Raw genomic sequence first — 613 nt, 5'->3', positions numbered from 1 at the left:
ACAAAACCCAGGCGAAGGAAAACCATCAGTACCAGACAACTTTGTCCTAGTAGAATTCAAACCAGGAACAAACGGAACAATCGCAGGCACTGAAACAACCAAATACTGGGTAAACCCAACTAAAGAAGTAACATTAACTGCTCCAAGTGTCACAGCAGCAGACGGCTACAAACACACAGGCTGGGATAAACCACTAACAGGAACATTTGCAAACACAACAGACATCACAGCTAAGTACAAAGCAAAAGTTGTAACATCAGATCCAAGCGACACCGACTACGTAAAAGTAGAATTTTCAGCAGGAGCTCACGGAACAATAGCAAACGGAACAACAAAAACCTACTGGGTACTAAAAAATGAAGAAGTAACCCTATCAGCTCCAAGTGTAACACCAAATACAGGCTGGGCACAAAAAACTGGCAATGACGCATGGGATAAACCATTAACAGCAAGCTACACAACAGATACAACAATCACAGCCCAATACCAATACAACGGCACAGATGTAGTACCACAAAACCCAGGCGAAGGAAAACCATCAGTACCAGACAACTTTGTAAAAGTAGAATTCAAAGCTGGTGCCCATGGAACACTAACAGGCACAACAACCTAC

General features: G+C 42.9%; 1 protein-coding gene. It reads left to right on the top strand.

Going from position 1 to position 613, the window contains the following annotated elements; translation table 11 throughout:
* On the top strand, positions 1 to 613 hold a 613-nt coding region (locus tag ACYU87_RS27620; RefSeq protein WP_461137226.1), incomplete at both ends, for a hypothetical protein.

It is taken from the genome of Spirosoma lituiforme (assembly GCF_054776635.1).
The sequence above is the reverse complement of the archived record's forward strand: the minus strand, read 5'-3'. Positions and strand labels throughout refer to the sequence as shown.